This is a genomic window from Thermocrispum agreste DSM 44070, assembly GCF_000427905.1.
GTDB classification, from domain to species: domain Bacteria; phylum Actinomycetota; class Actinomycetes; order Mycobacteriales; family Pseudonocardiaceae; genus Thermocrispum; species Thermocrispum agreste.
In genome coordinates this window covers 1-8,368 of sequence record NZ_KE386603.1, presented here as the reverse complement: position 1 = coordinate 8,368, position 8,368 = coordinate 1, and the positions used below count along the sequence as shown (strand labels likewise).

The 8,368-nt window shown below is 67.9% G+C and carries 4 protein-coding genes; all 4 read right to left on the bottom strand.

Annotated elements, in window-relative coordinates:
• Window positions 1–164 precede the first annotated feature (164 nt).
• On the bottom strand, window positions 165–2,000 hold the full coding sequence (locus tag YWY_RS23250) for a hypothetical protein (protein WP_051310141.1): 1,836 nt from the start codon (window positions 1,998–2,000) through the stop codon (window positions 165–167).
• Window positions 1,993–2,481: a YbaB/EbfC family nucleoid-associated protein gene (locus tag YWY_RS23245; RefSeq protein ID WP_051310140.1), complete on the bottom strand. Its 489-nt coding sequence runs from the start codon at window positions 2,479–2,481 to the stop codon at window positions 1,993–1,995. Before YWY_RS23245 ends, YWY_RS23250 begins: the two co-directional genes overlap by 8 nt.
• Window positions 2,478–4,817, bottom strand: coding sequence for a WXG100 family type VII secretion target (locus YWY_RS0110335; protein ID WP_028847537.1), 2,340 nt, complete (start codon window positions 4,815–4,817; stop codon window positions 2,478–2,480). Before YWY_RS0110335 ends, YWY_RS23245 begins: the two co-directional genes overlap by 4 nt.
• A gap of 3,138 nt (window positions 4,818–7,955) precedes the next feature.
• A partial coding sequence (locus tag YWY_RS24105; protein ID WP_051310139.1) for a hypothetical protein occupies window positions 7,956–8,368 on the bottom strand: 413 nt, incomplete at its 5' end.

The following is an 8,368-nucleotide window of genomic DNA, read 5'->3' as shown; positions in this document are numbered from 1 at the left end:
CGCCGATCCCCGCACGCCCGCGGTGAATCCGCCGCCGTGCCGTGCACGCGATGCACCGGGAGGCATCTCGTCTCACCTCCTTTCCTGACTCGTCCGTTTTGTGCACTTGTGCCTGCGCCCTCCAACACGGCTGTGTCGGAGGGCGCAGTTCATGTCAGCTCGCGCTAGCCGCCGCGGACTGCCTCATCCTCGGAATCGCCGGCTGACCCTGCCGGATCATCGGCATCTGCCGCAGAGGTTCCCCGGCCACCGGGCGATCGCTTCCCGGCCCCGAAACCGCTCCTGCCTGCACCTGACGCCCCGACCGCGCCCTTCGGCATGCCGGAGCGACCGGAACCCCGTTCGTCCTCCTCGCCCTTGCCGTCGGCGTCGTCGGTGGACTCGCCGGTCTCGCCGCCGAACTCCGCGATGGCCGCCTCCTTGGCCTCCTGGAGGAGCTCGCGCACTTCCGGATCGGTGCTGTCGGCGATCAGCTTGTCCAGCTCTGCGCTCACCGCATCACGGGCATCGGCGAGTGCGTCGAGCGCGTCCGGACCGAGGTCTTGCCGATCAGCACCGTCCTGGAGCTGCTCCGGGTCGATCTCGGCCAGGGCTTCGTGCACCGCGGCCTTGGCTTCCTCGAGCGCCTGCTTGATCTCAGGATCTGTCGCGTGCGCAATCGCCTCGTCGAATGCCTTGTCCGCCGCCTCCTGCGCCGCCTGCAGCGTCTCCTGCGGTGTGGCTCCCTGCTCGACGGCATCGATGGCGTCCCTGATGGATTCCTTGACGTTGGCAAGCGCCTCGCGTACCTCCGGATCGGAGGCACTCTCGGCGAGGTCGTCGAGCTCGTCGGCCGCCACATCGCCTGCCCGGTCCACCAGGGCGTTCGCCGCATCGTCGCGGGCCGGACCCCAATCGGCGAGGTCGTCGATGGCGTCGCCGACGTCGTCCTTGACGTCCCGCAGCAACCGCTGAATCCCCGGGTCGTCGACACCGCCCGCCACCCGGTCGATAGCGTCGCTTGCGGCCTGCTTGGCGCGGTCGAGCGCATCGAGCTGGGCGGGAGACGCGTGCGAACCGGCTGGGTCGCTCGTCACCGGAACCGGCTCCCCGGAGCCGAAGCCACCGCCCGAGCCGGAGCCAGGCTGGGGTGAACCCACCAAGCCGGGCTCGCCGACGGAACTGCTGCCCGAACTCCCGACCGGCGCACCGGAGGCGCCGGAACCCGAGCCATTTGGCCCTGTCCCGGAGCCGAGATCGGGGCCGGGAACTCCGACGGGTCCACGGCCGGTGCCGTCGGCCGGGCCGACACCGGAGCCCGCGCCAGTGCCCGATCCGGTCAGTGAACCGAAACCGCCACCTGTCCCAGTGCCGCCGCCCGTCCCAGTGCCACCGCCTGTCCCAGTGCCGCCGCCTGTCCCGGTGCCACCGCCACCGCCCAGGCCGCCGAGGTCGGGTACGGGCACCCGGCCTCCCTCGGACCCAGCACTGCCCCCGCTGCCACCGTCGGGGCCAGCACCGCCGGACAACCCCAGCTGGTCGAAAAAGTCGGCGGCGTCCAGGTCGCCGTAGACCTCCGAGGGGTCGCGAATCTCAAGTTTGTGCTTGCCGCTCCCGTCGTACCCGCCCCCGCTGTCCGTCCAGACGACGACCGGACCGTCGCCGGTCGTGGAGCTGTCGTTGTTCCACCACGGCGGTGGTGCATCGTGCTTGTCGATGTACGCGGCCGACTGGCGATCCAGGTCGCCGAAGGACTCGATGCTTTTCCGCAGGCTCTTGCCCGCCTCGGCGATGTTCTCCCCGGCGTCCGATATGCTTTCCGCGAACGTGACGGCATTCGGCCCGAAGTTCTGCTCGAACGTCTGTCCCATCGAGTCGGTGCCCCAGCAGCCCCACAGGGCGTCGAGCACCTCCTTCAGTTTGTCCCACGCGTCGGTCAGCTCGTTGCCGGCGTCGACGATCTTCTTCGCCGCCCGGTCCGCCTCTTCCTCGGCCAGGTAGAAATCGCCGCTGTCAGCCACGACGACGCTCCTTTCCGTCGCCGTCGGTGATCGGGAAATCCAGGTCGAGGCCGAAGCTGTCGAACATCTCCTTCATCGGCGCCATGAGCGAGCCGATCACCTCGTCCGGCTTCACCTTGCCGGTCAGCAAGCCGTCGAAGTCGACGCCGGGGATCTCCGAGCCGGCCATGACCTTCGAGGCCTCCTGCATGGCCTTGGCCCGTCCCGCGCGGTAGGTCTCCAGGATCACCGAGGCGAGCTGAGCCGGCGGCAGCTTCCGGTACTTCGACGAGTTGAAGGTCAAGCCGGTCAGCTCGCCGCGGCCGTCGAACGTCATCTCCAGCGAGTGGTCCTTGGCCCGGACCGTCGTCTCGCCTTCCTGCCACAGCTTGGTCAGCTCGCCCAGCTTCTTGGCCTCCTGCTGGAACGACGCCAAGGCTTCGTCGAGTGCCTTGCTCGGGTCCTGCACCCCGCCCGGCTCGGCAGCCTTCCAGTCGGTCATGATTTCCTCCCGCTCCTGTCCCGGTCCTTGAGCGCCTCGCCGAGCTCGCTGAGCCGCTCGGCCATCCGACCGGCCAGCGCGTCTTCCGCGAGCCTGCGTTTGGCTTCCTGGTCCTTCTTGTCCGGCTTGCCGAGCGCGCCGGACTCGTCGTCAGCCTTGCCCGACCAGACCTCCGGCCGGTCGTTGTTCAACCCGCTCACTCGGCCGACGGGGTTCGAGCCGCCCATTCCGCCGAACCACATCGGAGCCATCGGCATGTGCCCGCCGGACGGCCCGTAGGCGTCGGGACGCGCCGGGACATGCGGAACCCCCGTGCCCGACGGGATGTGCGGCACCGGGCCCCAGGGGTCGGGAGGCACCCCGGGCCCGACCGGGCCGCGCGGGTCCTGGTGCGGGGTGAAAGCGTGCACCACCCGGCCCTTGTCTCCCTGGTTCACCGCGGGCACGAACGGGGAGCCGTCTCCCGGGCCGGACGGCGTGTTCGACGACTGCAGCGAATTCGGCTTCGGCCCGTCAGCCGGCGGCCTCGGCGAGGAGGCGGGCAGCCGTGTCTCCTCGTCTTCGTCCGGCTGCCAGACGACGTCCCCGGCCACCGCGAACGCACTGGTCTTGTGCTGCTCCCGGTCGAAAGGCGTGGGCCCGGGCGGGGGTGGCGGCGCGAACGACGACGGCGGCGTGACCGTCGTCTTGATGGTCCGCGGCGGGCCGGACGGCCCCTGTGTGCTCGAACCCTGCGGCAATCCGTTGCCGGTGTTCCGGAGTTCGCCGATCTGGTCGCGTACCTTGTCCCGCACCTGGGGGTCGAGAATTTCCGTCGGCACCCGTTTCGTCGTGCGGGTCTGATCGGACGAGTTCCCTGCACTCCCGCTGAGCAGATCGATCTGCTCGAGATCGTCCTGACCGAACTCGAACGTCTCCGGAGTCTCGGTGTCGCGTCGTTCGGAGCTGTGCACGTCGCCGCCGTTCGGCCGAGCTCCACCGGTCCCTGGTGCATGCTTGGTCGACGTGCGCAGGTCGTCGGGCAGCCGGTCCGACGGGCCGCAGCCCTGGTTGCGTCCGAGCGCGTCGGTGATCGCGTACAGGCCGTCGAGATCGAGCCAGTCCGACTTGCCGGGGTCGGTCTGCCGACGGTCGTTCGTGCCGTGACCGTTCCCTGCTCCCAACGGCCCGCAGAACGGGCCGATCACACCGTGGACGTCCGACGGGTCGCTCTTGCCGAGCACGCCCGGTAGGTCGATCCCGGTGGTGACGTCGAACGAGCTCTTCGATCCGATCCCGTTCCGGTCCCCGTCGAGGCCGTCGATGCCACCCACGAAGTTCTGCGCGGCCGTGACGGGACCACGGCCGCCGAGGCCGTCCGGGAACCGGGGCATGGGGGCGAAAAAACCCGCCGGAACGTTCACCCCGGTGTCGTCGGCTGCGCTGCGTCCGAGCACGTCGCCGCTGCCGTTGCCGGAACGGCCGGCCGCACCGGTGCCGCTTCCGGTGCCGTTGGCGTCCGGGCCGGATCGGTCACCGCTGCCGTTGCCCCGGCCGAGCGCGTCGAGGCCCGAGCCGTTGTCCCCACGGCCTGCTCCATTGCCACCGAAGCCGGTGCGGGATCGGTCGCCCCCGGACAGCTCGTACAGATTGGGCACGTGCGGGACGAAGCTCCTGTTGTCGACCCCGGTGCCGCTCCCGTTTCCGCCGCCGACCACCCCATGCACATCCCCGCTGCCGTCGGGCTGACTGCTCAGGCGTCCACTCAGTCCGTTCGTCGACAGGTTGTTCGCGCCGTTCGCCCCGGGGTCGACGATGGTGGGGTCGAAACCAGGGGGCAGCTTGTAGTCGAACCCCGGCAGCGCATTCCCGATTTGCCAATAGGTGGTGCGCAGGCCGTCCATGATCTGCCGCGCGGCCTGGTTGGCGAACTCCTCGATCTGCTTGGCCACCTTCTCGTTGGCCTGGCTCAGCATCTCCGTCCGCTGTCTGGCGAGGTGGTCGTAGATCCGCCGGTACTCCGCGAGCAGGTCGCCCGCCGCACGCAGCGCCGTTCCGTAGTTGGACGACATCGCGAGTACGTAGTCGACCTTGCCGGTGACCCCGGAGACGATGTCCGTGAAGTCGTCCGCGGACAGGCCTTTCCATTCCGAACGCAGCACATTCATCTGGGCTCGGACGTCGTCCAATGCATCCTGCAGCCCGCCCCGTGCCCGCTCGAACGCCTCGGCCTGCTGGTAGAACGTGTCCGGCTGGGCCTGCTGGATCAGCTGACCGACCTGCTCGAACGACAGGGACTGCACCCAGGGATCGCCGGTGCTCGGCTGCGGGTTGTCCGGGGAAGTGTTGACCGCCATCTGTTACGTCTCCACCGTCCTTCCCACGACCGAAGAGGCGTCGTCGTCGCCGTCGGCCCAGGCCTCCTTGTCCGCCTTGAGCCAGATCTGCGGCTCACGCTCGCCGTTCTGCTGGCCCATGCCCATGCCGCCCATGCCCATCGGCATGCCGCCCATGGGCATGCCTCCGACCGGCATGTTGCCTGCCATGGCGCCCATCATGGAGGGCAGCGTCGGCGAGGCCGGGGTCATGGCCGAAGGCACGCTGCTCACCGTCTGCGGCGGGATGTAGCCGCGCTGCTGAGCGACGTCGGTGTCGAACTGGGCACGGCGACGACCGTCGCCACCGACCGGGTCCCCACCGCCGGCACCACCGGGCGAGTCGCCCTCGAGGAATCTCGCCAGGTCGGACCCGGCCCCGGTGCGCGGCACCTCGACGTTGTCGATGGCGTCGACGACTGCCTTCTTGGCCTCTTGCAGGGCCTGCTTCGCCTCCGGGTCGTCGGTCTGCTCGATGAGGTCCTCGAGCGCTTTGCTGACCTGGTCCTTGGCGTTCCGCAGCGCTTCCTTCGCCTCGGGATCCTCCGCAGGCCCGTCGGAGGAGGTCTGCACCACGTCGTCGTTCTTCAGCTCGACGTCCTCCAGCGCCTCCTCGAGCCGATCCTTGGCGTCCTCCAGCGCCTTGTCGATCTTCGGGTCGTCGCTGTCCTTGATCGCGTCCGCCAGCGCCTGCTGCGCCGCCTCGCGCACGTTCTCCAGCGTCTCCTGCGGCGTGTTGCCCAGCTCGGCGTTCTCGATGGCCTTCTTGACCTGCTCCTTGGCGTCTTCCAGCGCCTCCCGGACCTTCGGGTCGTCGGCCTTCTCGGCGAGCTCGTCGAGCACGTCGAGCGCCTCTTGCTTCGCCGCGTCCCGCATCCCGGTGAGGTCGGGGTCGAACTGGTTGAGGGCGTCCTGGGCGGCCTTCTTGGCGTTCTCCAGCGCCTCCTTGATCGCCGGGTTGTCGGTGGCCTCGGAGATCTTGTCCAGCGCGTCCTGGGTCGCCCGCCGTGCCCGGTCGAGCGCCTCCTTCTGCTCCGCATCTCCGCTGCCACGGCTGTGCAGGTTGCCGGGATCGGTTCCGCCGGTGAGCCCGTCGATCGCGTCCTGGGCCGCCTGCTTGGCTTCCTCGAGTGCGCGCTTCGCCTCCGGATCCTCGGTGTTGTTCGCCAGGTCGTCGAGGACATCCTGCGTGGCCTTCTTCGCGTCTTCCAGGGCGCGCCGCTTCTCTTCCTCCGGGTCGAAGGCGCTGCCCGGGCCGCTCCGCCCCGACGGGGATCGCGAGCCGCTGTCACCGCCGAGCCCGCCGAGGCCACCGAGCCCGCCGGGAGCGCCGCCGGAGCCCGCACCGCCAAGCCCGGACAGGTCGGGGCCGCCGCCCGTGTTCTTGAGCTGGTCGATCGCGTCGCCGACCTTCTGCCTGGCTTCGTCGAGCGCTTGCTGTGCCTCCGGGTCCCCGGTGTTGTTCCTGATGCTGTCGATGGCGTCCTGGGCGGCCTTCTTCGCTTCGTCCAGCGCCCCGTTGACCCCGCCGGCACCTCCGCCGGAGTCGGCGCCGCCCGAGGGACTCCTGCCGCCTCCGCCGCCACCGCCCGAGCTACCGCCCAGGTCGGGCCCCCCGCCTCCGGCCAGGCCGCTCAGGTCGGGCACCTCGATGTTGCCACCGCTTTCTTCGTTGTTGCCGCCGGTGCCCTTGTTGTTGCCGCCGGTGCCCTTGTTGTTNCCGCCACCGCCGCCGGAGCCTTCGTTGGATCCTCCGCCCCTGGGCTGGTAGCCGCCGCTGCTGTCCTTGTTGTTGTCGTCGCTGCCCTTGTTGTTGCCGCCGGTGCCCTTGTTGTTGCCGCCGGTGCCCTTGTTGTTGCCGCCGCTGCCGCTGCCGATCTTGTCCGACCTCAAGATGTCGAACGGCACCATGTCCTGGCCGCGCTCGGTGTACTGCCTGCCCAGCTCGTTGACCAGTCCCTGCAACCGCTGGATGTACTTCCACTCCAGCTCCTTGTCGACGACTTCGATCTCTTCGAGAAAGCTCTTGACGGCGCTGTCGATGTCGTCCTGCGTCTGGGCGAGCTCGATTTGCGCCATGTACTTGACGGCGATCCTGCTGCGCGCATTCTTGTCCTCTTTGTCCCACTCGTCCAGGGCTTTCCACCATTCGTTGGCGAACCACTGCATGGCGTGACCGACGTTGCCGATGGTCAGCGGGTACTGGTTCTCCTTGAGCGTGGTGTGCACCTGCTGGCTTGACCGCAGGACATCCTTGGCCCATTCATGAAAGGCATCCGCGGACACCCCGGAGAACTGGTCGCGCAAGGATTTGATGGCCTTTTCGAAACCATCGTTCATGTCGTTGAGCGCGGAGACGGCCTTGTTCATCTCGCTCTCCAAGCGGTACCACTGCTCGGCGAGCTTGTGACTGGACAAGTCCGGGATGCTGCCGTCGTCCTGCAGCACGATCCGGGCGACGAGCCTGGTCAGTTCCTCGAACGTGTCGTTCTCCCCAGCCGTCAGCTGAGGAGGCACTTCGTTCAACGATCCTGGGTCTCGCGCCATCGTTCTACCTCGGTCAGTCGGTCACCTTGCGCTGCCTTCCCACCCAGGTCACCAAGGGCCAGGGTTCACAGGCAAACACGTGCACTCATCACGTTTGGTTCATTCCGGTGCGTTCTTCCGGACGTTCGGTGGGTCTTGCCGGCAAGATCCACCGACAGGGGTTGAGAAAGACAAGAAGGAGCGATCCTCAGCGCATGACAAAGCGGACATATCGAATCACTACTTCGCACATCGGCAGTGCGATCATCTTACGATCGCGACCATCGCAGGAAACGGCCGGTTCACCGATTTGACGACATGACTTCGGGCCGCCAGAATACGGGTACGATCCATGCGCCGGCCGTGTCATGTGTTGTCGAATTCAAGGCAGTCGCGCCTTTCTCGCCTCCACCTGCACATGGCGTCCCGGGGGCCACCACAACAACACTCGATCAGTCCCTGACCATCACTCTCCTCGTCTTCGTCGTCATCCTCGTCGTCGTCGCTGTCGTCCTTCTTGTCGTCATCGTCTTTCTCGTCGTCCTCGTCGTCCTTCTTCTCGTCGTCGTCCTTCTCGTCGTCCTCGTCGTCCTTCTAGTCGTCGTCCTTCTCGTCGTCTTCGTCGTCCTTCTTGTCGTCGTCCTTCTCGTCGTCAGGGTTTCTGACCAGGCTGGTCGGATACTTGTCCTCGGCCGTCGCCTTGATCTCGCCCAGCAGCTTGGCGACCTCCGCGGCATTCTCACCGTCGACCCGCTCGAACTCGTCGGCAATCAGACTCAGCCTGTCCGCCATCGCCGTCAGCGCCGCCTTGAACCGCTCCGCATGCAACGCACACCCGTCCGCCCGGTCAAGCACCCGCCGATCCAGCCAATTCGCCAGCGGAAAATCACCACACTCCGGAAACACCCGCTTCAAATTGTTGAACGGGCGCATCGCATCACCCTGAACCAACGCCCGGATCTCCTTCGCGACCTTCCGCAACCCCTCCGGGCTGTAAGACGTCTCCG